This is a genomic window from Nocardia sp. NPDC047038, from assembly GCF_040644075.1.
Lineage (GTDB): Bacteria > Actinomycetota > Actinomycetes > Mycobacteriales > Mycobacteriaceae > Nocardia > Nocardia sichangensis.
Genome location: NZ_JBEYVQ010000010.1, coordinates 85,370 through 111,951 on the forward strand (window position 1 = coordinate 85,370; position 26,582 = coordinate 111,951).

28 protein-coding genes are annotated in these 26,582 nt (G+C 69.4%); 18 read left to right on the forward strand and 10 right to left on the reverse strand.

From position 1 onward, the window contains the following. Positions 1–5: 5 nt before the first annotated feature. From ABZ824_RS27865 to ABZ824_RS27875, 3 genes are all read right to left on the reverse strand, one after another. Complete coding sequence (locus ABZ824_RS27865; RefSeq protein ID WP_356966448.1) at positions 6–1,433, reverse strand: VWA domain-containing protein; 1,428 nt, start codon at positions 1,431–1,433, stop codon at positions 6–8. Between the two features lie 3 nt (positions 1,434–1,436). After that, positions 1,437–2,318 (reverse strand): MoxR family ATPase, encoded by an 882-nt coding sequence (locus tag ABZ824_RS27870; RefSeq protein WP_356966450.1) that lies wholly within the window; start codon positions 2,316–2,318, stop codon positions 1,437–1,439. Positions 2,319–2,408: 90 nt separating this feature from the next. Then, the gene (locus tag ABZ824_RS27875) at positions 2,409–3,674 is read right to left on the reverse strand and encodes a glutamate-5-semialdehyde dehydrogenase (protein WP_356966452.1); all 1,266 of its coding nucleotides are present in this window, start codon (positions 3,672–3,674) and stop codon (positions 2,409–2,411) included. Between the two features lie 99 nt (positions 3,675–3,773). On the opposite strand from ABZ824_RS27875, the gene ABZ824_RS27880 reads away from it, so the two are divergent. The 4 genes from ABZ824_RS27880 (at position 3,774) to ABZ824_RS27895 (ending at position 8,471) form a co-directional block, all read left to right on the forward strand. Continuing rightward, a complete protein-coding gene (locus ABZ824_RS27880) occupies positions 3,774–4,652 on the forward strand; it encodes a ribokinase (RefSeq protein ID WP_356966454.1) in 879 nt (292 codons plus the stop codon). A 52-nt stretch (positions 4,653–4,704) separates the two neighbouring features. After that, positions 4,705–6,075, forward strand: a complete 1,371-nt coding sequence (locus tag ABZ824_RS27885; RefSeq protein WP_356966456.1) for a glutamine synthetase family protein — start codon at positions 4,705–4,707, stop codon at positions 6,073–6,075. Between the two features lies 1 nt (position 6,076). Continuing rightward, entirely contained in the window at positions 6,077–7,156 is a 1,080-nt protein-coding gene (locus ABZ824_RS27890) for an amidohydrolase family protein (RefSeq protein ID WP_356966457.1), read from the forward strand. Positions 7,157–7,247: 91 nt separating this feature from the next. Next, complete coding sequence (locus tag ABZ824_RS27895) at positions 7,248–8,471, forward strand: RtcB family protein (protein ID WP_356966459.1); 1,224 nt, start codon at positions 7,248–7,250, stop codon at positions 8,469–8,471. A 49-nt stretch (positions 8,472–8,520) separates the two neighbouring features. On the opposite strand, the gene ABZ824_RS27900 is transcribed toward ABZ824_RS27895, so the two are convergent. Continuing rightward, positions 8,521–9,003, reverse strand: a complete 483-nt coding sequence (locus ABZ824_RS27900) for a hypothetical protein (RefSeq protein WP_356966461.1) — start codon at positions 9,001–9,003, stop codon at positions 8,521–8,523. Positions 9,004–9,110: 107 nt separating this feature from the next. Here ABZ824_RS27900 and ABZ824_RS27905 point away from each other — a divergent pair, with 107 nt between their 5' ends. From ABZ824_RS27905 to ABZ824_RS27915, 3 genes are all read left to right on the forward strand, one after another. Further along, positions 9,111–10,037 carry an alpha/beta hydrolase gene (locus ABZ824_RS27905; protein WP_356966463.1) on the forward strand — a complete coding sequence of 309 codons (927 nt, stop codon included), beginning with the start codon at positions 9,111–9,113 and terminating at the stop codon, positions 10,035–10,037. A gap of 123 nt (positions 10,038–10,160) precedes the next feature. Continuing rightward, positions 10,161–10,637, forward strand: coding sequence for a hypothetical protein (locus ABZ824_RS27910; protein WP_356966465.1), 477 nt, complete (start codon positions 10,161–10,163; stop codon positions 10,635–10,637). Between the two features lie 60 nt (positions 10,638–10,697). Beyond that, positions 10,698–12,812 (forward strand): RecQ family ATP-dependent DNA helicase, encoded by a 2,115-nt coding sequence (locus ABZ824_RS27915; protein ID WP_356966467.1) that lies wholly within the window; start codon positions 10,698–10,700, stop codon positions 12,810–12,812. A gap of 145 nt (positions 12,813–12,957) precedes the next feature. On the opposite strand, the gene ABZ824_RS27920 is transcribed toward ABZ824_RS27915, so the two are convergent. Genes ABZ824_RS27920 through ABZ824_RS27930 form a run of 3 tightly spaced genes read right to left on the reverse strand, consistent with a single transcriptional unit; the run spans position 12,958 to position 14,298 of the window. Further along, positions 12,958–13,695 (reverse strand): contact-dependent growth inhibition system immunity protein, encoded by a 738-nt coding sequence (locus ABZ824_RS27920; RefSeq protein WP_356966469.1) that lies wholly within the window; start codon positions 13,693–13,695, stop codon positions 12,958–12,960. A gap of 55 nt (positions 13,696–13,750) precedes the next feature. Then, positions 13,751–14,059, reverse strand: coding sequence for a hypothetical protein (locus ABZ824_RS27925; RefSeq protein ID WP_355072321.1), 309 nt, complete (start codon positions 14,057–14,059; stop codon positions 13,751–13,753). Further along, complete coding sequence (locus ABZ824_RS27930) at positions 14,056–14,298, reverse strand: hypothetical protein (RefSeq protein ID WP_356966471.1); 243 nt, start codon at positions 14,296–14,298, stop codon at positions 14,056–14,058. The genes ABZ824_RS27925 and ABZ824_RS27930 overlap by 4 nt, the downstream gene beginning before the upstream one ends. A 111-nt stretch (positions 14,299–14,409) precedes the next feature. Here ABZ824_RS27930 and ligD point away from each other — a divergent pair, with 111 nt between their 5' ends. Continuing rightward, positions 14,410–15,378 (forward strand): non-homologous end-joining DNA ligase, encoded by a 969-nt coding sequence (gene ligD / locus ABZ824_RS27935; RefSeq protein ID WP_355072318.1) that lies wholly within the window; start codon positions 14,410–14,412, stop codon positions 15,376–15,378. A 78-nt stretch (positions 15,379–15,456) separates the two neighbouring features. Next, positions 15,457–16,407: a D-isomer specific 2-hydroxyacid dehydrogenase family protein gene (locus tag ABZ824_RS27940; protein ID WP_356966473.1), complete on the forward strand. Its 951-nt coding sequence runs from the start codon at positions 15,457–15,459 to the stop codon at positions 16,405–16,407. 34 nt (positions 16,408–16,441) lie between these two features. On the opposite strand, the gene ABZ824_RS27945 is transcribed toward ABZ824_RS27940, so the two are convergent. Beyond that, on the reverse strand, positions 16,442–16,894 hold the full coding sequence (locus ABZ824_RS27945; protein ID WP_356966601.1) for a GrpB family protein: 453 nt from the start codon (positions 16,892–16,894) through the stop codon (positions 16,442–16,444). After that, on the reverse strand, positions 16,858–17,022 hold the full coding sequence (locus ABZ824_RS27950) for a hypothetical protein (RefSeq protein ID WP_356966475.1): 165 nt from the start codon (positions 17,020–17,022) through the stop codon (positions 16,858–16,860). The genes ABZ824_RS27945 and ABZ824_RS27950 overlap by 37 nt, the downstream gene beginning before the upstream one ends. An 80-nt stretch (positions 17,023–17,102) precedes the next feature. On the opposite strand from ABZ824_RS27950, the gene ABZ824_RS27955 reads away from it, so the two are divergent. From ABZ824_RS27955 to ABZ824_RS27980, 6 genes are all read left to right on the forward strand, one after another. Continuing rightward, on the forward strand, positions 17,103–18,089 hold the full coding sequence (locus ABZ824_RS27955; protein ID WP_356966477.1) for an alpha/beta hydrolase: 987 nt from the start codon (positions 17,103–17,105) through the stop codon (positions 18,087–18,089). 1 nt (position 18,090) lies between these two features. Next, the gene (locus ABZ824_RS27960) at positions 18,091–18,993 is read left to right on the forward strand and encodes an SDR family NAD(P)-dependent oxidoreductase (RefSeq protein ID WP_356966479.1); all 903 of its coding nucleotides are present in this window, start codon (positions 18,091–18,093) and stop codon (positions 18,991–18,993) included. Positions 18,994–19,003: 10 nt separating this feature from the next. Continuing rightward, entirely contained in the window at positions 19,004–19,924 is a 921-nt protein-coding gene (locus ABZ824_RS27965) for a ferritin-like domain-containing protein (protein ID WP_356966603.1), read from the forward strand. Between the two features lie 11 nt (positions 19,925–19,935). After that, positions 19,936–21,441 (forward strand): NAD(P)/FAD-dependent oxidoreductase, encoded by a 1,506-nt coding sequence (locus ABZ824_RS27970; RefSeq protein ID WP_355072308.1) that lies wholly within the window; start codon positions 19,936–19,938, stop codon positions 21,439–21,441. A 95-nt stretch (positions 21,442–21,536) separates the two neighbouring features. After that, the gene (locus ABZ824_RS27975; RefSeq protein ID WP_355072306.1) at positions 21,537–22,319 is read left to right on the forward strand and encodes a MerR family transcriptional regulator; all 783 of its coding nucleotides are present in this window, start codon (positions 21,537–21,539) and stop codon (positions 22,317–22,319) included. A gap of 39 nt (positions 22,320–22,358) precedes the next feature. Then, positions 22,359–23,453, forward strand: coding sequence for a methyltransferase (locus tag ABZ824_RS27980; protein ID WP_356966481.1), 1,095 nt, complete (start codon positions 22,359–22,361; stop codon positions 23,451–23,453). 39 nt (positions 23,454–23,492) lie between these two features. Here the strand turns inward: ABZ824_RS27980 and ABZ824_RS27985 are convergent, their stop codons facing one another. Then, on the reverse strand, positions 23,493–23,843 hold the full coding sequence (locus tag ABZ824_RS27985; RefSeq protein WP_356966483.1) for a hypothetical protein: 351 nt from the start codon (positions 23,841–23,843) through the stop codon (positions 23,493–23,495). Positions 23,844–24,084: 241 nt separating this feature from the next. On the opposite strand from ABZ824_RS27985, the gene ABZ824_RS27990 reads away from it, so the two are divergent. From ABZ824_RS27990 to ABZ824_RS28000, 3 genes are all read left to right on the forward strand, one after another. Continuing rightward, on the forward strand, positions 24,085–24,789 hold the full coding sequence (locus ABZ824_RS27990) for an ESX secretion-associated protein EspG (RefSeq protein ID WP_355072300.1): 705 nt from the start codon (positions 24,085–24,087) through the stop codon (positions 24,787–24,789). 93 nt (positions 24,790–24,882) lie between these two features. Beyond that, complete coding sequence (locus ABZ824_RS27995; RefSeq protein ID WP_355072299.1) at positions 24,883–25,257, forward strand: hypothetical protein; 375 nt, start codon at positions 24,883–24,885, stop codon at positions 25,255–25,257. Then, entirely contained in the window at positions 25,254–26,510 is a 1,257-nt protein-coding gene (locus ABZ824_RS28000; RefSeq protein ID WP_356966485.1) for a hypothetical protein, read from the forward strand. Before ABZ824_RS27995 ends, ABZ824_RS28000 begins: the two co-directional genes overlap by 4 nt. The last annotated feature ends 72 nt before the right edge of the window (positions 26,511–26,582 follow it).

The window sequence follows — 26,582 nt, forward strand, 5'->3', positions numbered from 1 at the left end:
GTCTCCTACACCGGTAGCAGCCGCGAAACCACCGCGGTGAGTTGTTTGGCCGAACGACATTCGTGCATCTCGATCACGTCGCGGTACTTGTCCGCCGCGGAATCGCCGGAACCCCATTGGTTGCGCGGTTCGGGATTGAGCCAGTGCGCGTGCTTGGCCACCTCGACCAGCGACCGCAGGGTGTTCAGCTCCGGGTCACGGTAGTTCGTGCGGGCGTCGCCGAGGATCAGCAGCGAGCTGCGGCTGGTGACGGCGTCCGGGAAGTCCCTGGCGAATCCGGCCAGCGCGTTGCCGTAGTCGGAGTGCCCGTCCAGGCCGACGACGTTCGCCTCACCGAAGATCCGGGTCATCGACCGGTCCAGCTGGGTGTGCGGATCGAAGAACCGGGTCACCTCGTCGATCTGGTCGACGAACGCGAAGATGCGCACCCGGGAGAACTGTTCGCGCAGCGCGCTCACCAGCAGCAGCGTGAAGTTGCTGAAGCCGGCCACCGAGCCCGAGACATCGCACAGCAGAACCAGTTCGGGGCGGCCCGGTCGCGGCTTGCGGTTGACCAGGTCGATGGGCACGCCGCCCGTGGACATGGACGCGCGCAGAGTGCGGCGAAGGTCGATGGCTCCGCGGTGGGCGTGCCTGCGACGCGCGGCCAGACGCGAAGCCAGGATGCGGGCCAACCGCTGGGTACTGCGCTTGAGTTCGGAGAGTTCGGCCTCGGAGGCGCGCAGGAAGTCGACCTCCTCGGCTTGCCGGGCGACGCCGTAGCTCGCCACGCGTTCGCGGCCGATCCGTTCGGCGACCCGCCGCCTGGTCTCGGCCTCGACGGTCGCGCGGAAGCCCGCGATGCGCTGCCGGGCGGCGCGGCGGGCGATCTCGGAGTCGAACTCGCTCGTGTTCGGCCCGAGGGCCATGCCCGCGAGGATCTTCGCCAGCAACGTCTGCGGCTGCACCTCTTTCAGCGCCTGGTACGACGAGAAAGACGGACCGCGGGCGGACTGGTACTGGCCGAGTTGCTCGACCAACTGCGCGGCCAGCGCCTCCAGTTGCTGGGTCGCCGACTCCTGCGCCAGCAACTCCGCGAGCAGTTCGCGCAGTGCCGGGATGTCCACGTCTCCCGAGGGCGTGTGCGGGATCTCCAGCTCGTCCTGGCTCACGGCGCGCTGCCCGACGGCGACGGGGAACCAGAGGTCGAACAGCCCGTCGAAGGTCGCGCGGTGGGTGGTGCGCCGCAACAACGCGCACGCCAGCCCCTCCCGCAGGACCTCACGGTCCATCAGGTCGAGCACGGTCATCACGCGGCCCGCGTCCACCGTCTCCGACGGTCCGACCGGTATCCCGCGCGCCCGTAGCGCCTCCACGAAGCCGACCAGATGTCCCGGAATACCGTGTGGCGCGCTCAGTGCCGCGACTTCGGCGGGGACCGGCCCGGTCGCCATGGCTCAGGCCAGCTTCAGTTCGGCCAGCGCGCGCTGGTGGTCGCTCTGGTGTTTGAGGACCACACCGAGCGTCGCTCGGACGGTGGTGTCGTCCAGGTCCCGCAGGCCGAGCGCCAGCAGCGTTCGACCCCAGTCGATCGATTCCGCGACCGAGGGCAGCTTCTTCAACTGCATGCCGCGCAGCACGTGCACGATCCGCACCAGCTGCGCGGCGACGGCCGCCGACAGTTCGGGCACCCGGCTGGCCAGGATGCGCCGCTCCAGCTCCTCGTCCGGGAAATCCAGATGCAGGTACAGGCAGCGACGCTTGAGCGCCTCGGACAGCTCGCGGGTGGCGTTCGAGGTGAGCACCACGAACGGTTTGCGGCTGGCGGTGATCGTGCCCAGTTCCGGTACCGTCACCGCGAAGTCGCTGAGCACCTCGAGCAGCAGGCCCTCGATCTCGACGTCGGCCTTGTCGGTCTCGTCGATCAGCAGCACCGTGGGATCGGTGCGCCGAATCGCGGTCAGCAGCGGGCGCGAGAGCAGGAACTCCTCGGTGAAGACGTCGGCCTTCGTCTCTTCCCAGTCGTTCTCGCTGGAGGCCTGGATGCGCAGGATCTGCTTGGCGTGGTTCCACTCGTACAGCGCGCGGGCCTCGTCGACGCCCTCGTAGCACTGCAATCGCACCAGCTCGGCGCCCGAGGTCTGCGCGACCGCGCGCGCCAGCTCGGTCTTGCCGACACCCGCCGGTCCTTCGATCAGCAACGGCTTGCCCAACCGATCGGCGAGAAACACCGAGGTGGCGGTGGCCTTGTCCGCCAGGTAGCCCGTGCTGGCCAACCGTTCGATCACGTCGTCCACCGACGTGAAGATCGGCTCCTGTACTGCGCTATCCGACACCACCCGGCACCTTCCTTCCGAACCGTCCCCCACGCTACGGCAGCGCGTCGCCGATGCCGACTCGGCATCGGCCGTGGCCGCCGCGCACGCGGGTCAGACGGGCCGGATCTGTCCTTCGCCCCAGACGATCCACTTCGTGGAGGTCAGCTCCGGCAGCGCCATCGGGCCGCGAGCGTGCAACTTCTGGGTGGAGATGCCGATCTCGGCGCCGAAGCCGAACTGCTCGCCGTCGGTGAACGCGGTGGAGGCGTTCACCATCACGGCGGCGGCGTCGACCCGGCTGGTGAACTCGCGGGCCGCGGCGAGGTCGCCGGTGACGATGGCCTCGGTGTGGCCGGTGCCCCAGGTGTTGATGTGCTCCACCGCCGCGTCCAGGCCGTCGACCACTTTGAGCGCGATGTCCAGGGTGAGGTATTCCTCGCCCCAGTCGGCCTCGGTGGCCGGAACCTGGCCGGGCAGGTCGCCGTGGATGGTGACGCCGGAACGCTCCAGCGCTTCGGTGAGCCGGGGCAGCGCCGTGTCCGCGATCCCGGCGTCGATCAGCACGGTCTCGGCGGCGTTGCACACGCTGGGACGGCGGGTCTTGGCGTTGATCAGGATCCGCTCGGCCATGTCCAGGTCGGCGGCGGCGTGCACGTAGACGTGGCAGTTGCCGGTACCGGTCTCGATGGTCGGCACCTGCGCGTCACGCACGACGGCGTTGATCAACCCGGCGCCGCCGCGCGGAATGACCACGTCGACCAGGCCGCGGGCCTGGATCAGATGCGTGACGCTGGAACGGTCCTCACTCGGCAGCAACTGCACGGCGTCGGCCGGGATGTCTTGCGCGGCAAGCGATTCGCGCAGCACCGCGACGAGCGCGGCATTGGAGCCGGCCGCCGAGGAGGAGCCGCGCAGCAGGGCGGCGTTACCGGACTTGAGCGCGAGCCCGAACGCGTCGACGGTGACGTTCGGCCTGGCCTCGTACACCATGCCGACCACGCCGAGCGGCACTCGCACCTGCCGGATCTCCAAGCCGTTCGGCAGCGTCGAGCCGCGCACCACCACACCCACCGGATCGGGCAGTCCCGCCACCTGACGCAACCCGGAGGCGATGCCGTCGATGCGGGGCTCGGTCAGCCGCAGCCGGTCCAGCAGTGACTCCTCGGTGCCCGCGGCCCGCGCCGCGGCGATGTCCTCGGCATTGGCGGCCAGCACCCGATCGGCGGCGGCCAGCAGCGCGTCGGCGGCGGCGTGCAGGGCGTCGTTCTTCCGCGCCGTCGTCAGCTGGGCGAGGGCTCGCGACGCGACCCTGGCCTTGCGCGCGGCCTCGTGCACCACCTCGCGAACATCAGGCTGGGTGGTCGTTCCTACCGTCATGGGTACAGCCTACGCACCGGGTACACCGCCGATCCCACCCGCTGCGACGCGGGCGCGGTCACGTGCGCGACCCGGGCCGGGCGACTACCGTCCGGCGATATGACGGTCGAATCGGACGCTCCCGCGATCGTGGTGCTCGGCAGCGTCAACATGGACCTGATCACTACGACCGCACGCAGACCGGTCCCCGGTGAGACGGTCCTCGGCAACGGCTTCGCCATGGTGCCCGGCGGGAAAGGCGCGAATCAGGCGATCGCTGCGCGGCGGGCGGGCGGCGAGGTCAGCTTCCTCGGGGCGGTCGGCGACGACGTCTTCGCCGGCGAACTGCGCGCGGCGCTCACGGACGCCGCGGTGTTCACCGACCGGCTGCGCACGGTCGCCGGGCCGAGCGGCATCGCCACGATCGTGGTGGACGACGACGGCGAGAACAGCATCATCGTCGTCGGAGGCGCCAACACGCGGATGACCGAGCTGACCGAGGACGACCTGGCGGCGATCGCGGCCGCCGATATCTTGTTGTGCCAGCTGGAGATTCCGGTCGAAACGATCGCCGCCGCGGCCCGCCACGCCCGCGCGCACGACACCACCGTGCTGGTGAACCCCTCGCCCGCCCGTCCGCTGCCGACCGATCTTTGGACGAATATCGATGTCGCCGTGGTGAATTCCGGCGAGGCCGAGCAACTGGGCGCGGACCTGGACACCGTCGCGCACGTGGTCGTCACCCGCGGGGCGGCGGGCGCGGACTATCGCGGACCGGACGGCGCCCGCCTGTCCCAGCCCAGCCCGCGGGTCGATGTCGTCGACACCACCGGCGCGGGCGACGCCTTCACCGGTGCGCTGGCCGCAGCCTGGCATCGGGGGCCGGAATGGGCGCTGACCTGGGCTTGCGCGGCCGGGGCGCTGGCTACGACCCGGTTGGGCGCGAGCAGTTCGATCCCGGCCCGCGAGGAGATCACCGCAGCCCTCGCCGCGGAGTGACGACTCGCGCCGCGGCGGCTCCCGCTGCGCCCGAGCCGATATCGTGATGGGCATGGCCACCACGCCGGATCGCATCCCCGCCGAGGGCGACACCGCGCCGATCGAGCGGCTGGACGCGGCCATGGTCGCGCTGAGCTTCGTGGACAACGCGGGCATCACGCGCGTGAAAACCGTCCCCAGCCAGCGGCTGGACCGGGCGTCCCGGTACGGCGTCGGAGTGTCGCCGTGCTTCGAGACCTTCGCCTTCGACGACCTGATGGCGATCGGGCGCTATCTGGGCGGGCCCGACGGCGATCTGCGACTCGTCCCCGATCTGAGCATGCTCACCGAACTGGCCTGCCAGCCCGGCTGGGCGTGGGCGCCCACGGACAAATACACCCAGGACGGCACCCGCTTCGCCGCTTGCCAGCGCCACTTCGCGGCACGCCAGACGGCTGCGGCGCAGGCCGCCGGACTGCGGTTGTCCATGGCGTTCGAGACCGAATGGGCGGTGGGCCGCGCCGACGACACCGACGACTTCACACCCGCGATCCACGGCCCCGCCTACGGACTGGTGCGGCTCGGGCAGGTGGCCGACTACGCCGCCGACCTGGTCGCCGCACTCGAGCGCCAAGGCGTCACCGTCGCCCAGTTCCATCCCGAATACGCCCTCGCGCAACTGGAGTTGTCGGTCGAACCGTCCGAGCCGGTCACCGCCGCCGACGAGGCCGTGCTGGTCCGGCACACGATCCGGCAGGTGAGCGCGCGGCACGGCAGGCGGGCGCTGCTCGCCCCGTGCATCGAACCGGGCGGCGCCGGTTCCGGAGCGCACCTGCACCTGTCGGTGACCGACGAGGACGGACCGCTGTTCGCGGGCGGCGACGGCCCGCACGGCATGCGGCGGACCGGCGAGGCGTTCCTGGCGGGAGTGCTGCGCGAACTGCCCGCGCTGGTCGCGGTCGGCGCGGGCAATCCGGCGAGCTTCCTGCGGTCGGAACCGTCGCGCTGGGCGGGAGTCTGGCAGTGCTGGGGCCACGAGACCAGAGAGGCCGCGCTGCGGTTCGTCACCGGGGTGCGCGGCACCGAGACGTGGGCGGCCAACGCCGAGATCAAATGTTTCGACGCGACCGGCAATCCGTACCTGATCGTCGGGTCGGTGATCGCCGCCGGGCTCGCCGGTGTCGCCGAACAGTTGCGCCTTCCGGTCGAAATCACCGGTGATCCAGCGACTTTCGACGCCGAGGCACGCATGGTATCGAATGTGCGCCGCCTGCCGACCACCCCGTCCGAAGCCGCCGACCACCTCGCCGCGTCCACGGTGCTCGCCGACGCCATGGGCGTCGAACTACACGACGCGCTGCTCACCGTGCGCCGCGCGGAGGCCGAGCGGTACGCCGCCGCGAGCGCCGAAGAGCTGGTCGCCCTGACCCGCTGGCGGTTCTGACATGCTCACCGACGGTGTCCGGCTCACCGACCACCACTGCCACGGGGTGTACACCGAGAACCTGGGTCGGCCCGGCTTCGAGCGCTTGCTCGGGGAAGGCGCGCGCGGCAGTTTCGATTCCGCGATCGGGCTCGCCGTGCGCCGCTGGTGTGCCCCCGCGCTCGATCTGCCCGCCCACGTCGGCCCGGACGTCTACCTGCGTCATCGCGCCCGGCTCGGCGCGCGCGAGGTGTCCGCCCGGCTGCTGCGCGCCACCGGGGTGACCCGATGGTTTCTGGACACCGGAATCGGTGGTGGAACAGCGGATTTCATCGAGCTGGCCGGCGGGGAGGTGCGTGAGGTGGTGCGGCTGGAGCAAGTGGCCGAGCAAGTCGTCGCGCAGATCGGCGCGGTGTCCGGGGTGTACGAGCGGATCGAGGAGGAGCTGCGCGCTCGGGCGGTCGGCGCCGTCGGGTTGAAGACGATCGTGGCCTACCGGTGCGGTCTGGACTTCCCGCCGCGGGATCACCCGCCGACCAGTTTCGCGCCCGAGCACCGGCTCACCGATCCGGACGTCCTCGGCTGGCTGGTCGGCCTCGGCGCGCGAATCGGCGCCGAACTAGGTCTTCCGCTGCAGTTCCACACCGGATTCGGTGACCCGGACCTGCGCCTGCGGCACGGCGACCCGCTGCTGCTCACCGACTTCCTGCGCCGGACCGCGGGCACCGGGCTGTCGGTGATGTTGCTGCACTGCTGGCCCTTCCACCGCCATGCCGCTTACCTCGCGCACGTCTTCGAGCACGTCCATCTGGATCTGGGCCTGACCATCCCTTATGTGGGACAGCGGGCCGGGGCCGTGCTGGCCGAGACGCTGGAGCTGGCTCCGTTCCGGGCGCTGTGTTACTCCTCCGACGGCTACGGGCTCCCCGAGCTGCACTACCTGGGCGCCCTGCTCTGGCGGCGCGGTCTCGGCAAGCTCGTCGACGAGTGGCTCGCCGACGACGCGATCACCACCGCCGACGCCGAAGCCCTGGTCAGCGCCATCGCCCACGGGAACGCCGAGCGCGTCTATCGCGCACGGTTCGAGCAGGCGGCCGGCTGACCGCCACCATTCCGGGCGGTCGAATATTCGGGTGCGCCGGGTGTCCTCGGTACCTACCGTTGATGGCATAACCAACGGAAGGATCGACACCATGTTTCCCGTCGAGCTGCGCGGCACCAAGGCGCAGACGCTGATGTGGGCCGACGAGCACGAGGTCGAGCAGGCCGCGCTCCAGCAGCTGCGCAACATCGCCGCGCTGAAATGGGTCCACGGCGTCCGCGTGATGCCGGACGTGCACCTCGGCAAGGGGGCCACGGTCGGCTCGGTGATCGCGATGAAGGACGCGGTGGCCCCCGCCGCGGTCGGCGTGGACATCGGGTGCGGCATGGAGAGCGTGCGCACCGATCTCACCGCGGCGGATCTGCCCGACAACCTGCGTTCGCTGCGGTCGCGCATCGAGGCGGCGGTGCCGGTCGGCTTCCAGGCGCATCACGACGCCGTCGATGTCACCCGGCTCGGCGGCCAGGTCGCGGGCCTCGGCGCGAGCACGGCGGCGCTGCGCGCGGGCTGGGACCGGTTCTGGGGTTCGTTCGGCGCGCTGGACAGCCGGGTTCAGGCACGAGAGTCGAAGGCGCACAAGCAGATGGGCACGCTCGGCGGCGGCAACCACTTCATCGAGGTCTGCCTGGACCAGGACGACCGGGTGTGGATCCTGTTGCACTCCGGCAGCCGCAACATCGGCAAGGAACTCGCCGAGCGGCACATCTCGATCGCGCGCACGCTGCCGCACAACGTCGATCTGCCCGACCGCGACCTGGCGGTCTTCGTCTCCGGCACGCCGGAGATGCGGGCGTACCGGCGCGACCTCACCTGGGCGCAGGAGTACGCGGCGCGCAACCGCGCGGTGATGCTCGCCCTGGTCTGCCGTGCGGTCGCCGCCGAATTCGCCGATCGCGGAGTGCGTTTCGAGCAGCCCATCAGCTGTCACCACAATTATGTGGCGGAGGAGATCATCGACGGCGTGCCCATGCTGGTCACCCGGAAGGGGGCCGTGCGCGCGGGGGAAGGCGATCTCGCGCTGATCCCCGGCTCGATGGGCACCCGCTCGTATGTCGTACGCGGCAAGGGGAATCCGGCTTCTTTCCAGTCCGCCTCGCACGGCGCGGGACGGCGGATGAGCCGCAACGCGGCCAAGAGGCAGTTCACCGTGGCCGACCTCATCGCCCAGACCGAGGGCGTCGAGTCGCGCAAGGACGCGGGCGTGGTGGACGAGATCCCGGCCGCGTACAAGGACATCGACGAGGTCATCGAGGCACAACGGGACCTGGTCGACGTGGTCGCGACGCTGCACCAGGTGCTCTGCGTCAAGGGCTGAACGTCGGCTGCGCGCCGGGCGGACCGACTCGCCCGGCGTGCGGCCGCGGTCAGCGCCGCCGCAAGGTGGCGGCGAGCCCGGCTCCGATGAGCAACAGGCCGAGCACCAACCCCCATCCGTTCAGCACCCAGTTGTAGAGGGCCAGGCGCCATTCCTCCGACAGCCCCGGCGTCTGCTCGATCAGACGCCAGAGGTCGTGAGGGAAGAACAACTGCACCGCGCCCGGCAGCAGACCCCACACCAGGCCCGCTATCACAGTGCCGACGGGTGAGTACGCGGCCAGCAGCGCCACCAGGAACAACAGCAACGCACCACCGATCATCTGGGCGTTCGAGCTCCAGCGGTCGCCCTCGTCCCCGAGGATCACCCACTGCCGCGTGCCGAGCCCGCCATGAGCGGCCAGGCCGATCCCGATCGGCGTCACCGACAGGCCGACGAGCGTGCCCGTCACAGTGCGCGAGACATTGTTGCTGGTCCGGAACTCGGCGCCCGGCGGAGCCCACCCCGCGGGCGGCTGAATGTGGCTCGACACCGCTGCCTCCTCCCCGGTCCCCGCACCGGGGATTCAGGGCTTCATTGTCCATCGGAGGGAGCTGTTTCGCTCTGGATGTCTCGGCGGCGTACTGGATACCATCGGATATGCCCTGGCGGCCCTCGTTCTTCTCACCCGCTCCTGCGGACGCGGCGGCCGGCCCGCCGGAGATCCCCGGCGTGCGACGTTCCTATGTCACCGCTCGCGGAGTGCGTTTCCACGTCACCGAGGCGGGGCCGACGGATGGCCGCCCCGTGTTGGCCTTGCACGGCTGGCCCGAGCACCATTACGCCTATCGTCACCTGCTCGCCGACCCGCCGGACGGACTGCGGATCATCGCGCCCGACCTACCCGGCTACGGCTGGTCCGGTCCCGCGCCGCACCGGTGGGCCAAGGACGACGTCGCCTCCGACCTGCTCGCATTGCTGGACGCGCTCGGCCTGAAGCGCGTGCTGCTGGTCGGCCACGACTGGGGCGGTTACATCGCCCACCTGCTCGTGCTGCGCGAGCCGGAGCGATTCGACGCGCTGCTGGCGCTCAACATCGCCCACCCGTGGCAGACACCGCGCACTTTCCTCCCGCACGCGTGGCGGTTCCTGCTCTATCAACCCGCCGTCGCGGCGTTCGGCACCTACCTGCACCAGCGCACCCGCTTCCTGGACCTCGTCTTCGCAGGCGCCGTACGCGATCGCGAGAAGTTCGGACCCGAGGCGATTCGCGTCTACACGGACCGTTTCCGCGACCCCGTCTGTGCCCGCACGGCGACCGACACCTACCGCACTTTCCTGCTGCGCGAAGTTCCGCGCTCGGCCGGACACGGCGAACGACGTCGAGCGAAGATTCCGATCCGCACCCTGTTCGGAGTCGAGGACGCGGCGGTCCATCCTTCGCTCGCCGCCGAGGAGACCGCGCGTGCCGACGACTACCGCCTGGAACCGGTGCGGGGCTGCGGCCACTTCATTCTCGAGGAACGTCCGGATCTGGTCCGTGCCCGGCTGGCCGAGTTGGCGGCCGCTACCGCGCGATCCGCCTGATCACGGCCGTCGCCGCGGTCTCACGTCGAGGATGCGCACCCGCCACGGCGAGTATGTGAAACTCGGTGTCCGAACTGTGGAATGCACACGACCGCAGGTAACGACAGCATAGGAGCCTGTGTGGTGCGCATCGGGATCACAGGGCACACGAACGTCACGCAAGCCACCGAGCCGCTGGTATGTGCCGAAATCGGCGCGTTACTCGCCGCGTACCCCGCCGCGGACCTGGTCGGCGTGAGCTGCCTCGCCCGTGGCGCCGACTCGATGTTCGCCAAGGCCGTCCTGGACGCAGGCGGGCAGCTCGAAGTGGTGTTGCCGTCGCGCGATTACCGGGACACGCAAGTGCGGCCCGATCACGCCGGCTTGTTCGACGAACTCGTCGCGCGTGCGGCGGCGGTGCGGGTGATGGACTTCGACGACGCGGGGCCCGACGCCTACGAGGCGGCGAACGAGACGATGCTGGCCTCGTGTGATCGGCTGATCGCGATATGGGACGGCGAGGCCGGGCCGCGCGGCGGCACCGGGTCGGTGGTCGCACTCGCTCGTCGTCGTGCCGTGCCGGTGGAGATCGTGTGGCCGGAAGGCGCCGCGCGCGGCTGACCGATCGCCACACCGGCGCCCCGACGCCGCCTGTCGGTGGCGTCGGGCACGATGGACCGCATGACCACGGCCACCGACGCGTCTCCGATCGACCTCACGGCCCCCGACCTGCGCGAGCACGCCGAACAGCTGCTGCGCGAGCTGGCCGGGGCAGGCGCCGCGCTGCGGGAGGATCAGTGGACCGCGATCGAAGCGCTCGTCGTACGGCGGCGCAGGGCGCTGGTCGTGCAGCGCACCGGCTGGGGCAAGTCGGCGGTGTACTTCATCGCCGCCAAGCTGCTGCGCAGGGCCGGGCGCGGGCCCACGGTGATCGTGTCGCCGCTGCTCGCGCTGATGCGCAACCAGGTCGCGGCGGCACAGCGCGCGGGAGTGGTCGCCGCGACCATCAACTCGGGCAATGTCACCGAGTGGGACGAGATCCACGCACAGGTCGCCGCCGGTGCGGTCGACGTGCTGCTGGTCAGCCCGGAGCGATTGAACAACCCGGATTTCCGGGATCAGGTGTTGCCCCGGCTCGCGGCCGACGCCGGGCTGGTGGTGATCGATGAAGCGCACTGCGTGTCGGACTGGGGCCACGACTTCCGGCCGGACTACCGGCGCATCCGGACGCTGATCGCCGACCTGGGCTCGGACGTCCCGGTGCTCGCCACCACCGCGACGGCCAACGACCGGGTGGTCACCGATGTCGCCACCCAGATCGGCACCGACACCCTGGTGCTGCGCGGCACGCTGGATCGCGAGTCGCTGCACCTGTCGGTGGTCCGCTTCGACGATGCCGTGGAGCGCACCGCCTGGCTCGGCGGGCACCTCGACCGGCTGCCCGGCTCCGGCATCGTCTACACGCTCACCGTCGCCGCCGCCCACGATCTGGCCGACGTGCTGAACTCACACGGCCACACCGTCGCCGCCTATACGGGCCAGACCGACCCGGCCGAACGCGAGGCGCTCGAGGCGGCGCTGTTGAACAACGAGGTGAAGGCGCTCATCGCCACCTCCGCGCTCGGCATGGGCTTCGACAAACCCGATCTGGGATTCGTGGTGCACATCGGTGCGCCGTCCTCGCCCATCGCCTACTACCAGCAAGTGGGACGCGCGGGGCGCGGCACCGACCGGGCCGAGGTGATCCTGCTTCCCGGCCCCGAGGACGCGCGGATCTGGAGCTACTTCGCCTCCGTCGCCTTTCCCCGCGAGCACATCGTGCGTGCCGTGCTCGACGCGCTGGACTCCGACCGGGCGTTGTCCACTGCGGCGTTGGAACCGCTGGTGGAGTTGAACCGCTCCCGGCTGGAGATGGTGTTGAAGGTGCTCGACGTGGACGGCGCGGTGCGCCGCGTGCGCGGCGGCTGGATCGCCACGGGCCGGCCGTGGACCTATGACACCGAACGGTACGAGCGCCTGTCCATCGCCCGCGAGGCCGAGCAGCAGGCCATGATCGACTATCAATCGACCTCCGGTTGCCGCATGGAATTCCTGCGCCGCCAGCTCGACGACCCGGGTTTGTCCACGGATTCGCCCGGCTGCGGCCGCTGCGACAACTGCACCGGCCACCGCCCCGACCGCACTGTCGCCGCCGACGCGGTGGCCGCGACCAAGGCTCGGCTCGATCGTCCCGGCCTCGACCTCGCGCCGCGCAAGCAGTGGCCCACCGGTATGGCCAAGCTGGGAATCCCTTTGTCCGGCAAGATCTCCGGCGGAGCCGAGACCGGTCGTGTTCTCGGCAGGCTGACCGACCTCGGCTGGGGGCAGCGACTGCGCGCGCTGCTCGACGGCCCCGACCACCCGGTTCCCGACGCGGTCTTCGACGCCTGCGTCGCCGTTCTGCGCGAGTGGGATTGGGCCGCCCGCCCGACCTCGGTGCTCGCCCTGGAATCGCCACGCCACCCCGTGCTCACCGCCACCCTCGCCGCCCGCCTCGCCGAAGTCGGCCGCCTGCACGACCTCGGCACGCTGCGCACCCGCCCGGACCGACCGCCCGTCTCGGCGGCGAACTCCGCGCATCGCGTCGCCGGACTCTTCGATTCCTGGGAGATCCCCGACCTGACCCGAGTACCGGGCCCGATCTTGCTGGTGGACGCCATCACCGACACCGGCTGGACCTTCACCGTAGCCGCCCACGCCCTCCGAGCAGCCGGCGCCGCCGCCGTCCTCCCCTTCGCCTTGGCCACACCGACATAACGACGGCGTCCAGCGAACGCGTGCGGGTCTCCTGACCCACGAAGAAGCCGCACGCTGTCGAGCACGCTCCACCGGCATCCATCGAGCACACCTGCAACGCGGTTCGTAAGCTTCGCCTCGCTGAACGTCCAACGGGCCGTAGCTGCTAGTTGTTGCCGGGTAGATCGATCAGAAAATCTGTGATGCGGTTCCAGATCTCTTCGTGCGGCGCACCGCGTTCGGTCAAATCACCCAGCTCACGGACCATGTCGATGACGATTCGTATGCGAGTGACCGCGACCGGGTCCCGCCTCCAATGTTCTTGGCCGACTCGGAGCGTCGCGACCAGCAGGTCACCAGGAAAAAGGTCGCCTCCGGCCAGCGGATTCCATTGCAACTGGTGTAACACACGCGGCAGTAGGACATCGACGCCTTCGTTCCGCTGCAGAAGACAACGAACATCCTCGTCGGTCAGACGCCCGATCGGCTTGCGCCGCAACTCATGCACAGTACGCATCAGACCGCTCACATCCGCAGGCATCGTGGGCCACACGTCGTCCTCGAGCTGCTCCAGCGACAGATCCTCATCAGCGTCCGCGCATACCGTCCATCTCCCGGTTTGGTACCGGAAAAAGAGAGTAGCGACGTTGTCCGGTGAATGAATGATTCGCGCCAAGGCGACATCTCCGAAGAGGCGGATGCCCGAAACCTCGAAAGTAAGCTCACCGATCGGCTCACCAGTAGGGTCGGCATAGTCGGGATCGGGCACATTGTCCAAGAACTGCTCGGCTTCCTCGGCGCACATCAACGCGGCCATCTCACGAGGGATCCCTCGCTCCACCGCCACCCAGAACTCGTTGATCAGGCTCGAGATCAGCGACTCGTCGTCACCCGAAGACCTCATCCCGGCATCCTGCCCGCACCGACGTCTCCGTGCCCACGAAAACGTCGCGACGAAGTCACAGACTCAACGTCGCCCGCAAGCGCGCGTCCAGGGATTCCGTTTCCTCCAAGGAGAGCACGCCGAGGTGTTCGGTGAGCCAGGGCCGGTAGGCGCGGTGCAGTTTCAGGGTGTCGGCCCAGCCGTGCTCGGTGTGGGTGGCCAGCACGTGGCCCGGGTCGGCGTCGCGCAGTGGAACGACTTGCAACCAGCGATAGCGCGAAGTGATCACCGCCGAATCCGACACCAGCACCACTGTCATGCGCCGCGGGAAGGGGGTGCCGTCGCTGAGGGTAGGGGCGTAGCGCCAGACCTCACCGCGTCTCATGCGGCGCCGTCGGCGTCGTCGTCGGCGGCGGCCTGGGTGATCGCCACGTCGTCGTAGGCGGCGGCCAGTTCGGCTTCCTCGTCGATGGTCAGCGCGGTCAGGCTGTCGTGCACGAGCGTGGTGCGCAGCGCGGCGTTGATCACCGCCGACAGGCTGCGGTTCTGGCGATCGGCGGCCGCTCTGGCCCACTCGGCCACCTGTGGATCCAGCGTGACGGTCACGCGCGTCGCCTTGCTCATACTCGTATGCATACCAGAGCGGTGCAGCGCCGCGGACCGGTACGGGACATCCGTCGCGGCGGCGCGCGATCGTGCGCGGATTTCCTTCGGCTCGGCCACTACAGTCGACCCGTGGCCAGCAAATCCACCGGGTCGGCGATCGAGCTAGAGGTCGGCGATCACACGCTCAAAGTCTCCAACCCCGACCGCGTCTACTTCCCGGAGTCCGGCGCGACCAAGCTCGACTTGGTGCGGTACTACCTGAGCGTCGGGGACGGCATCGTCAACGCGTTGCGCGGCAGGCCCTGCATGCTGCACCGGTTCCCCAAAGGACTCGCGGGCGACAAGGTGCATCAGAAGCGGCTTCCCGCGGGCGCGCCGGACTGGATTCCGACTGTGCGGGTGTACTTCCCGCGCTATGGACGGCACGCCGACGAGTTGTGCGTCGAGAAGCTCGCCGACGTCATCTGGGCGGTGCAGATGTCGACCGTCGAGTTCCATCCGTGGAATTCCCGCGCCGCCGATACCGAGCGTCCGGACGAGTGGCGCATCGACCTCGACCCGATGCCGGACTGCCCGTGGTCGCGGGTGCAGCGGGTCGCGACGGTGGTGCAAGAGATCCTCGACGAGATCGGCGCCGTCGGATGGCCGAAGACCTCCGGCGGCAAAGGCCTGCACGTGTACGTCCGGATCGCGCCGCACTGGGGTTTCCAGGAGGTGCGCCGGGCGGCGCTGGCGTTCGCCCGCGAGGTCGAGCGCCGCGCACCCGATGACGTGACCACCACGTGGTGGCGGCGCGACCGCGACCCGAAGCTGCTGTTCGTCGACTACAACCAGAACGCGCGCGATCACACCATCGCCGCCGCCTACTCGGTGCGCGGCGTCCCCGCCGCGACGGTCTCCACCCCGGTACGCTGGGACGAGATTCCCGACATCGATCCGCGCGACTTCACCATGTCCTCCGTCCCCGCTCGCTTCGCCGAACTCGGCGATCTGCACGCGGGCATGGATGACGCGGTGTTCCACCTGGATCCTCTCCTGGAGTGGGCCGAGCGGGACAAGGTGGACGTGGAGCTCGACGACGAGCAGAGCGGGGCCTAGCGCCGCGCCCGGCGGTGCTACGGTCGCAACGTCCACCCGCTCGCGACCACGTCCTACTGCTCCGAAGGAGGTCCAACCATGAACCGGCCGGCAGTAACGATCGCGATCGCCCCCGCCGATCCTGCCCCCACGCTGGTGGAGAAGGCCGTGGTGGAGGCGGGCGCCGCCGTCTCCGATCTCGACGAGGCGCAAGGGCTGATCTGGGTCGGCGGCCCGGGCGAGTTCCCGGAGCGACTGCCCGCAGGCGTGGAATGGGTGCAGCTCCCGGCCGCCGGTATCGAGGAATGGTTCACCGCGGGCGTCATCGCCAGGCATCCCGGTGTGCGATTCACCTCAGCCGCAGGCGCTTTCGCGGCGAGTGTGGCCGAGCACGCGCTCATGCTGCTGCTCGCGGGCGTCCGCTATCTGCCCGAGCACTTGCGCGCGGCGGACTGGCGGCAGCAGGACTTCTTTCCGCACGTCGGCACGCTGCGCGGCAAGACCGTCACGATCGTCGGCGCGGGCGGCATCGGCCGCGCGCTGATCCCGATGCTGGTGCCGCTCGGCGCGCACATCATCGCGGTGAACCGCAGCGGACGGCCGGTCACCGGCGCGGGCATCCCGCCGTCGGTCGAGACGATCTCCGCCGAGCATCTCGGCCGGGTCTGGCCGCACACCGATCACGTGGTGGTCGCCGCGCCCGCCACGCCCGCCACCAGGCATCTCATCGGCGCGGACGTACTCGCGCGGCTCAAGCCGTCCTCCTGGATCGTCAACGTCGCGCGCGGCAGCCTCGTCGACACCGACGCACTGGTCGACGCGCTGCGCTCCGGCGCGATCGGCGGCGCCGGACTCGACGTCACCGACCCCGAGCCGCTCCCGGCGGGCCATCCGCTCTGGTCGCTGCCGAATGCCATTATCACCCCGCATGATTCGAATCCGCCCCAACTCCGCTTGGCGGCCTTCGCCGACCACGTCCAGGCGAACGTCGAGCGCTTCGTCGAACGCCGCCCGCTGCTCGCACCGATCGACCCCGCGCTCGGGTACTGACGAGGCACTTCGCGCGCAACAACATTCGAGTGCGTCAGCCGAACAACGCTCGACCGAGGATTTCCTCGACGACTCCGCTCTTGGCGTTGGCGTAGTGCTGCACGAACTTCCATTCGCGCTGCGCAAGCTCTCGTTTGGTCCGTTCGTAATACGCACGATCGTCCTCGTGCGTGCGCAACCAGTCGCGGAAGGCCAGGATCCGCTCGATCTCCGGCCCTCCCGAATCCGGCGAGAGCACATGCAGATTCACGTTCCACCGCGCACCGCTGTCCACCCGACGAACGAAACAGCGATGCTGGTACCAGTCCGGTTGCCGGATACGCAGCCCATACCCGGCAGCCTGGAGAGCCGATAGATAGGCGACTTCGCCGGCGGCATCCGGAATCAGCAGCAGTATGTCGATCACCGCCTTCGCCGCGAGACCGGGGACCGACGTGGACCCCGTGTGCTCTATCCGCAGCGCCACATCGCCGAGCGCCGCACGTATCGCGGCTTCTTCTTCCGCGTACCAGTCCGGCCACGCCGGGTGTATTCCTCGAGCACCACCCCGGCCGCGCAGGGCCGCAAGTCGCCGACCGTCGCCGCCGCTATGTCGTCGTCATCCAACGTCGCCATACGTCACGGTAACCGGCACATATAAGCCTTCTAGGAATGTGCCATTGACAACTGGCACATTCATCACTGATTCTTAGCGCATGACAAGGTCGACGAGGACCTCGGTCCCCGGTGTTCCCACCGCGCCCTCGGCACGCGCCACTGTGGCCGCGGCAGCTACCAGGCTCACCCTGCGTCCGCTGAACTGCGCGGTGCCGATGAATCCGCCGGGTGTCTGGTTCGCGCGTAAGCTCATCGCCACCCTGATGGCCGTCGGCGGTCCGGTTCCGGCAGGCACTTCCGTCACTCAGGTCCGGTCGGGCGCGGTGCGCGGTGAATGGGTTCGGGCGGCGGGGGTGCCGTTCGGAACGCGGGCCGTCTACTACATCCACGGCAGCGGCTACGTGATCTGCTCGGCTCGCACCCATCGCGGGCTCGCGGCCCGGCTGTCGGCCGAGACGGGACTCCCGGTCTTCCTCTCCGACTATCGTCTGGCGCCCGAACACCGGTTCCCGGCCGCGGCCGACGACGTCGAAGCGGGCTACTGCTGGCTGCTCGGCCGTGGCATCGCCCCGGAAGACCTGGTGATCGCATGCGACTCCGCGGGTGGGCATCTCGCACTGGACCTGCTGGTCGAGAACGGACGGCACCGACGGCCGCAGCCCGCGGCCGTGGCGATGTTCTCCCCGCTGCTCGACCTCACCCTGAGCCTGGCGGCCGAGCGGGAACGCGTACGGACCGATCCGCTGATCTCGGCCGCCGCCGCGAGCAAGTTGCCGGCGGCTTACACCAGCGGCCACGCCGCCGACGCGGCGCGCCTGCGGCTGGCCATCCCGCACGGTCTCGCGCTGCCGCCGATCCTGGTGCAGGTCGGCGGCACGGAGATGCTCGGCGCCGACGCACAGGCGCTGTGCGAAATGGTCCGGCGCGCGGGCGGCAGCTGCGAACTCGAGATCTGGCCGGGACAACTGCATGTCTTCCAGGCCCTTCCCATGGTGGTGCCCGAAGCCGACCAGGCTCTCGCCCGCGCCGCCGACTTCCTGCGCGCGGCGCTGGTCGCTACCTCCGGCACGGAAAAGGTGAGCTGAGATGTTCGGATTGGACAAGTTGGTGGCCCTGGGCCGCACCCGGCGCACGCACGGCGCGCGAGCCGTGGTCACCGGCGCGGGCAGCGGCATCGGCCGGGCGTTCGCGCTGGAGATCGCGGCCCGCGGCGGACGGGTGATCTGCGCCGACATCGATGAGGCGCGCGCCGACGAGACGGTCGCCCTGATCGAACGCGATCACCCGGGCGCCGCGCACGCCTTCCGCTGCGACGTGGCGCAACGGGAAGACGTGGAGTTGCTGGCCCGCTTCGCCGAAACGATTTTCGACCGCCCGGTCAGCCTGGTGATCAACAACGCCGGCGTCGGCATCGGCGGAAAAGCCGTGGGGAACATCGGTTTCGATGACTGGCAGTGGGCCCTGGGCATCAACCTCTGGGGCGTCGTGCACGGCTGTGAAGTGTTCGCTCCGCGTCTGCGCACGGCCGGGCGCGGCGGCATCATCAACGTCGCCTCGGCCGCCGGATTCGCCGCCGCGCCCTCGATGGCCGCCTACAACGTGTCCAAGGCGGGCGTGCTGTCGTTATCGGAGACCATGGCCGCCGAGCTGAGCGGCTCCGGAGTCGCGGTCACCGTCCTGTGCCCGACGTTCGTCCGCACGAACGTCGCGCGCGACGGCCGGATCACCAAGGAATCGGCGCAGCTGGCCGACTTTCTCATGCGCTGGACGGGATTCTCCCCCGAGCGCGTCGCGCGCACCGCCCTCGACGCGCACGACCGCGGGCAGCTCTACGTCCTCCCTCAGCTGGACGCGCACGTCGTCTGGCTGCTCAAGCGGTACTTCCCCGCGCAATACACCTTTGCCCTCGGGCTCCTGGAGCGGCTGCTGCCACAAGAGGACTCGACCACCACCGACCGCACGTCGGTCACCGACAAGACAGGAGTCTGACATGGCCGCCATCGCGATGGACTTCGACGACATGCTCCGCAAGATCAAGGACCGCCAGTGGGCACTGGCCGACATCGATTGGGACGCTCCGGGCGCCGAGACGATCACGCCGGAACTGCACGCCAAGCTCAAGCCGTTCATGGCCGATCTGATGTGGATCGAGAACGTCGGCGCGCGCGGCTTCGCGGCGATGGCCAAGAAGGCGCCGAACGAGACGCTGCGCGAGATCTACCGCTATTTCCACGCCGAGGAGCAGAAGCACGCCAACGCCGAGCTGGCGCTGATGCGTCGGTGGGGCATGCTCGACGGCGACGAGATCCCGCAGCCGAACGTCAACGTCAAGCTGGTGATCGATTTCCTGGACAAGTACTCCGACGACATGTCGCTGTCGTTCCTCGGCACCGTCATCCCGATGCTCGAGGTCGCGCTCGACGGCGCGCTGATCAAGTTCATCATGGACGAGATCGAGGACCCGGTCTGCCAGGAGGCGTTCAAGAAGATCAACTCCGACGAATCCCGCCATCTGGCGGTCGATTTCGCCGTGATGGACCTGCTGGGTCACGCGGAGACGCGCAAGCTGCTCATCGACCTGGTCGGCGGCTGGGCCAAGCCCTCGCTGATCATCGGCGTGCTGAGCTACGTGCCGCTGCTGAACAAGATGCGCGACAACATCGTCGCGATGGGCGTGGACGAGGAGAAGCTCTACGGCGCGCTCAAGCGGTACGCGAACGTGGGCGAACGCAGCGAATTCGCCCGCAGGCTGCCGATGTACCAGATCGTCAAGACGCACGGCAGCTGGGTGATCGACCGCGGGCACCCGTACCATCTCGTGGCCGACGCGCTGGTGAAGATCACCGGGTTGGTGCCGAAGACGCTGCTGCGCAGCAACCCGACCTGGTCGAAGGAACTGACCTACGAGCCCGCGGCATGACAGGGAATCCGATGAGTACGCATACCCTCGACGTCGCCGTCATCGGCGGCGGATTCGCCGGAATCGGCACGGCCATCCGGCTGAAGCAACGCGGAATCCGTGATTTCGCGATTCTCGAGCGCGGCACCGCGATCGGCGGAACCTGGCGCGACAACACCTATCCCGGTGCGGCGTGCGATATTCCGTCGCGGCTGTACTCCTACAGTTTCGCGCCGAACCCGAACTGGTCGCGCACCTACTCCGGGAGCAACGAGATCCTCGGCTACATCGAGGCGATGGCCGCGGAGTTCCGGCTCGGTCCGCACATCCGGTTCGGCCACAACGTTTCCGGCATGGTGTTCGACGAGCAGGCCGGGGTGTGGGAGATCTCGATCGACGGCCACGCGGACCCGATCCTCGCCCGCACCGTCGTGCTGGCGTCCGGCCCGCTGGCCAATGCCAGTCTTCCGGACATCCGCGGCATCGAGACCTACCGAGGGCACAAGATCCACAGCGCCCGTTGGGATCACGACTACGACTTCACCGGCAAACGGGTCGCGGTCGTCGGCACCGGCGCCAGCGCGGTCCAGATCATCCCGGAACTGGTCGACAAGGCCGCCTCGGTGAAGGTGTTCCAGCGCACGCCCGGCTGGGTGCTGCCGCGGATCAATCGGCAGACCAACGGCTTGACCAAGGAGCTCTACCGTCGGCTGCCCGCCGCCGAGCAACTGGCGCGACGCGCCTGGTTCTACGGCCACGAGTCGGTAGCGCTGGGCGTGGTCTGGAACACGCCGCTGACCAGGGTGGTCGAGCTGGTCGGCAAGGCGCAGCTGCGCAGGCAGGTCAAGGATCCATGGCTGCGCCGCCAGCTCACTCCGGACTTCCGGGCCGGCTGCAAACGCCTGCTGATGACCGACGACTACTACCCCGCCCTGCAGCGGGACAACTGCAAGTTGATCACCTGGCCGATCGCCCGGATCTCCGAGCACGGCATCCGCACCGCGGAAGGCATCGAGCACCAAGCGGATTGCATCGTCTTCGCGACGGGATTCGACGTCTCCAAAACCGGGACGCCCGTTCCGGTGGTCGGACGCGGTGGCCGGGTTCTCGCGGACGAGTGGTCGCGCGGGGCCTACGCCTACAAGAGCGTCGCGGTTTCCGGATATCCCAACCTGTATCTCACGTTCGGACCCAATTCCGGCCCGGGACACAACTCGGCGCTGGTCTACATGGAAGCCCAGATCGACTACCTTGTCGGCGCGATCGGCGTCATCCTGGACCGGGACCTGCGCATGCTGGACGTGCGGCGCGACCGGCAGGACCGCTACAACGCCGCCATCCAGCGCAGGCTGTCGGCCACCACCTGGAACTCGGGATGCCACAGCTGGTATCTCACCGAGGACGGCTTCAACGCGACCATGTATCCGGGCTTCGCCACCCAGTACGTCCATCAATTGCGCAAGGTCGATCTGGACGACTACTTCGTGGTCGAATCGACCGCCGACCAGCGGCGACAACGAGTGGCACGGGTTTCCTGAGTGCCGGAGGTACCGGCGGCGCGGACGATAGACTCGGTCCGCAGGGAGTTCTACAGCGCGCCGCCGGTCCTTCGGCGCCGTGGGCAGCGAGGGAGGTGAGGTCGACGCCGGAGTACCGGATCGATGACCTCGCGCGCGCCGCGGGCACCACCACCCGCAACGTGCGCGCCTACCAGGAACGCGGGCTGCTGCCGCCGCCGGTCGGCAAGGACGGCCGGGCCAGCATCTACGACGACGCGCACCTCGAGCGGCTGCGCTTGATCGACGCGCTGCTCCAGCGCGGCTTCACCACCGCGCACATCGCCGACTTCATCACCAGCTGGGAGACCGGCAAGGACCTGACCGAGGTACTCGGCCTGCAACACGCCGTGACGGCGTCCTGGGCCAAGGACGAGACCTTCGAGGTGCCCCGCGAGCTGATCGGCACCATCCTCGGCGCCGACGCCGATGAGCTGGTCGACCGGCTGCGCGAGATGCGGCTGGTCCGGCTGGAGGGCGACACGGTGGTGTTCACCGAGACCCAGTTGCTCACCTCGTTCGCCGAACTGCACGAGTACGGTCTGGAACTGCGCACGCTCATCGAGATCTACGCCAAGGTGGCCGACCGGATCGATGACATCACGCACATCATGATCACCGCCGCCAAACAGCACATCATCGACGAGCACGGTCCCGGCTGGATGCCCGACACCAGCGGCGAAATCGCCGAGACCACAACGATGCTCAACAAGATGCGCGAGCTGGCGGTCGCCTCGGTGCACGCCACGCTCGCCCGCTCGCTGGACGTCACGCTGCGCCGCGAACTCGGCGACTATCTCGCCACCGCCGCCGAGCGAGAGAAACAGCGCAGCGAATCCGGGCGCGACGTACCCTCCTAGACAAGCGCAGAGTGCCGACCTTCGACGGATGGAGTCGCCGTGGCGTCCGACCGACCGAGAATTCCGCCGCTGCCGCTGGTACGGGCCGTCGAATCGGTGCGCGCCGCCCTGGCCTTCGCGTTCCGCAAGCTGGTGCCCGGGCACCTCGCGCTGATGGAGCTGATCGCCGCCGGATGGATCACGCAGGCCATCCACGCCGCCGCGGCGCTCGGCGTGGCCGACGCACTCGCGGCGGGGCCGCGGTCGGGCGCGGACCTCGCGGCGGCGGTCGGCGCCGACGAGGACGCGCTGCGGCGGTTGCTGCGCCTGCTGATCAGCCACGGCATCTTCACCCAGCGACGCGACGGACGGTACGCGCTGACGCCGATGGCGCGAGCCCTGTGCCGCGACTCGGACGTGTCGTTGCGCGACGCGGTGCTGTTCTTCGGTTCGCCCGGGCACCGCAACCACTGGTCGCACTTGGTCGACGCCGTGCGCACCGGCGAACCGGTCGGCGTGAAGCTCGACGGGATGCCGTTCTTCGAATACGTCCAGCACGACCGGGAACTCGGCGTACTGTTCGACCGCGCGATGACCAGCATCGGCACCCTGTCGATGGAGCCGCTGTTCGCCGCCTACGATTTCGGCCGCTACGCGACCCTGGTCGACGTCGGCGGCGGCGAAGGGACGATGCTCACCGAGATCCTGCGCCGCGCACCACGATCGCGTGGCATTCTGTTCGACGTGCCCGAAGTGGTGGCCGCGGCCCCCGCTCGGCTCGCCGCGCTCGGTCTCGCCGATCGCTGCGCGGTGGAGAGCGGATCCTTCTTCGACAGCGTCCCCAGGGGCGGCGACGCCTACATTCTCAAGCACATCCTGCACGACTGGGCCGAACCGGACGCCGGTCGCATCCTCCGCACGGTGCGCGCGGCCATGGAACCCGACGCCCGGTTGCTGATCGTCGAACTGGTCGTCCCCGAACACACCGCACCGCACCCGAGCAAGTACATCGACTTGGAGATGCTGGTCAACGCGGGCGGACGGGAACGCACCGAGGCCGAGTACCGCGACTTCCTCGCCAGGAACGGATTCACGCTGACCCAGCGCGTACCGACGGCTTCCCCGGACAACGTGCTCGAGGCCAGGCCGAGCTGATGAAAAACCGCTCGCCGAACGCGTTGCCGATCGGCGGCGCTACGACGTGGCCGGGACGACGAACGCCAGCGTGGCGATCCCCACGGCGCCGTCGGCCACACAGGTGGCCCGCATCGGCTTGCCGACCGGCGTCTGCCGCGACTCGAAGCCGCTGTAGTAGCCGAACACCGGCCCGGACCGCTCCGACGGCAGGAAGAAACCGAGGCATTCGGCTTCCAGCACCGACGCTCCCTCACCGCTGTGGCACAAGGCGGCCGCGTCCGTGACGCCACGGTCGACATAGCAGCCCGCGGGCTCCGCTGCGGCGGACCCGGCTCCGAGCCAGGCGAGGCCACCCGCGAGGAACAACAGAACGGTTCCCGCGCCCACTCGCCGCATCATGGTGTGCACCGCAATACCTCCTCGGCAGATCTCAGCCCTACCCGGTCGCTGCCGTGCTCTTCCACTATTTCAGCAGAATCGAAGGGGACGGTCGAGCACGACACCGCCGCGCAAATACTGTTTCTCCAGGGCGGATACCGAACCCATCCGGCGAGGCCGTGGCGTCTCCCCGCGGGAGTTCCCCCGTCCGGCGTCGAGACCGCTAGGCTACGAACAGCATTGGCTGGTTCGGTGAGGATGTGATTCGGCCGTGGAATGGACCTTCACTCCGGACGAGTTCGCCCATATCTGGCGCGAGACCGACCTGGATCGCCACCCCTACCCGCTGCGCATCCTGGAGACGCCCAGAACCGAGGACGACGCCGAGAAGTTGCGCATCGCCCTCGCCGAACGGCTGCCGCTGGGCTCCGACCCCGACCTTTCGGCCTGTCTGCGCATTCTGGCCAGGCCGCATACCAGGATCGTTGCCATCGGTGGTACCCACCAGCCGGGCGGCGAACTGCGGTTGCTGGCCGCCGCCATCTATGATCGCGCCGTGCTCGCGGTGCAGGAACCCGGCGCGATTCCGGATTTCGGTGGTCGCGTGCGCATTTCGATCGGGCACAGCGCCAAACTGGGCCGGCGGATCGCGGCCCTGCTGCCGAAGACCCCCGCGGGCCGCGAACCCGCTCGCGTCGCGTCCGGGGCCGCCGTGCGCGACCGAGAGACCGTGACCGCGCGGCAGCAAGCAGCGCCGCGGATTCGCAAGTTGCTGCTGGAGCCGCACACCGCCGAGGGCCACATCAGAATCGAATCGCGGCTCGATCGACCGACCCAGCCCCCGCCGATCCATTACACCTGGATCGATGTGCGCGACGACGGAAGATACCTGATCAAAGCGGGCGACGAGGTGCGCATCGCACCCGCCTCCGCCGATCAGATCGCCACCCAATTGCAAAAGCGCATACCGATATAGCCCACTTTGGTGACCGCTGCCGCCGACTATTGCTGACCCGGCGCTGGGCTTCCGGTTAGTCTGGGGCAGACCGACCGATCTCAGGGGTGAGCGATGACGATCGATACCAGCCGAGCCGATATCGCCCGATTCAAGGAGGCCGCGCAGGCCGGGACCGTCCAGTTCGATCCGGCGGCGGCTCGGCAGTGCGCCGAAATGTACGAACGGCAGGCCGATCGGCTGATCCACCTACAGCAGAGTCTCGAATCCGCCGCGGATCTAGGCGGTTTCGGTGGATTCGTCTCCGCCCAGCAGTTGCAGGCGGGATTCAGCCACAAAGCGCGTGACGCGGCGGCGCTGCTCGACCACTACATCGAAGCGGCCTACCGCATGAAGGAAGCGTTCTTGATCAGCGGAGGACTGTTCGAAGAGGCCGACGCCGCGAGCGCCGCCGCCCTGCGCGCGGTCCGGACGAGGTTGCCCCGATGACCGGTTCCGATCCCACCTACATCAACTCGATGGAGCATTTCGAGTCGATGCGGCACGACGAGATCTACGCGAAGGCACAGCAGATCGATCCCGCGCAGGTGCTGCACGCGTCGACCATCTGGCTCGACGCGGCCGGCACGCTCACCACGTCGTTCCCACTCACCCACGGCGGCGTCGATCGCGTGATGGACGCGGCGGACTGGAAAGGCGCCGCCGCCGACGCCGCTCAGGCTTGCGCACGCAGCTTCGCGGCGTCCGCCGACGAGCTGGCGGCGGTGCTCGGTCAAGTGGGCGCCCGCCTCGGCGGGGTCGCCGCGGCCGCCGAGGCGGTGAAACTCGCGGTGGTGCCGCCCGGCGCTTCCGGACCGGTCGGCGCGATCGCGCAGTTGCTGGAGGCGGCGCACGTCATCGACGCGCAAATGGCGCAGGAGGCGCTGCGTCAAGAGGCCGTGCTCGCGATGAACATGGTCTACAAACCCGCCTATTCCACGGCGGGAGCCGCGGTGCCCGCGCTGCCGGCACCACCCGCCGCCACGGCGCCGTCCGCGCCCCAGTCGGTCTCCCCCGGCACGCCGCGATACTCGTCGCCCGAGCAGACATCGCCGAACGACCAATGGTCGCCGGGGACAACGCAACCCGCGCCCGCCGCACCGGAATCGCCCGCGCCGTCGCATAATTCGACACCGCCCGGGCCGAAGCCGGATCCGCAGCAGACGCCTTCGGCGCCGCCCACCGAGCAGGCTCCGCCGCCGCAGCAAGCGCCGTCCACGCAGACGCCACAGCCCACGCCGACACCCGAGCCGACACAGCAAGCGCCGTCCACGCAGACGCCACAGCCCACGCCGACACCCGAGCCGACACAGCAGGCGCCGTCCACGACCGCGCCGCCGAGTCCCGCTCCGTCGCCACAGACCCCGGCGCCAACGCAACCGCCGAGTTCGTCGGCCCCTCCCCCGCCGACTACCGAACCGACGCAACCGCCGAGTTCATCCGCGCCACCTCCGCCGCCGAGCCCCCCACCTCCGACCCCGGAACCGACGCAGCCGCCGAGTTCGTCCGCGCCGCCACCCGCAACCCCGGCCCCAGCCCCTGCGCTGCCGCCGAGCCCGCCGCAGGCACCGCCACCGGCACCGGCTCCCGTTCCAGCCGTACCGATGCCCGACCCGAACGGCCAGCCAGGCGTCACCGGGCCGGTGGACGGCAGCCAGCAGCAGATTCCGACGACCAACCAACCTGGCGTCGTCCCGTCCTGACGGCCCGTCACCGGAGTCTCCGCAACACGAGCCACACCCCGGTACCTCGGAAACCGTCGGCAGCGCTCCTTG